The sequence below is a fragment of the Salinivibrio socompensis S35 genome, assembly GCF_000513715.1.
In the GTDB taxonomy this organism is placed as follows: Bacteria; Pseudomonadota; Gammaproteobacteria; order Enterobacterales; family Vibrionaceae; genus Salinivibrio; species Salinivibrio socompensis.
The window spans coordinates 1-601 of record NZ_AQOD01000260.1 but is presented as its reverse complement, the minus strand read 5'-3'; the positions used below and the strand labels follow the sequence as shown (position 1 = coordinate 601).

Genomic DNA, 601 nt, shown 5'->3' with positions numbered 1-601 from the left:
ACCGTAGCATTATGTCACAGTATCTCGTACAAGCACTATCTGCCTGAAGCGCGTCACCTATACCGTGCCATCAAGGCTTATTGATAGTCGACTGCTGGTACGCCTCTATGATGACCGTCTAGCCTTATTTTACGGCACCGACTTCGTGACGGAGCTTGAGCGTGTCTATGCTAACAAGGGAGGTCGCGCTCGTTGCGTCAATTACCGCCATGTCATTGATGCACTGGTGAAGAAGCCGCGCGCCTTCCGCCGCTCACAGCTACGCGATGACTTATTACCGGACGACAATTACAAAGCTATCTGGCAATACGTTGACGAGACGCTCATGGCAGATGAAGCGAGCTATTACATGGTCAAATTGCTTCACTTAGCCAAACAAAGTGGTTGTGAGCGTCAATTAGGGCGATTTATTGCAGCGTCAATTGCTCAGCGACAATTACCGGCCATCCGTGAGTGCGAAGAGCGCTTTTTAGTGATTAAGCCAAATAAGCCATCACTCTCTATCAAGCAGCATAGCCTAAGCGCGTATGCCAATATGATACCGGGAGGCCTACATGGATAACACAACAGCCTCTCTACCACTCATGCTCAAGCAGCTTAA

At 49.4% G+C, this 601-nt stretch carries 1 pseudogene; it reads left to right on the top strand.

Going from position 1 to position 601, the window contains the following annotated elements:
• Nucleotides 1-25: 25 nt before the first annotated feature.
• Nucleotides 26-562, top strand: a pseudogene (locus DZ54_RS0117575) (IS21-like element ISSpu15 family transposase); the annotation flags it as partial.
• Nucleotides 563-601: the final 39 nt, after the last annotated feature.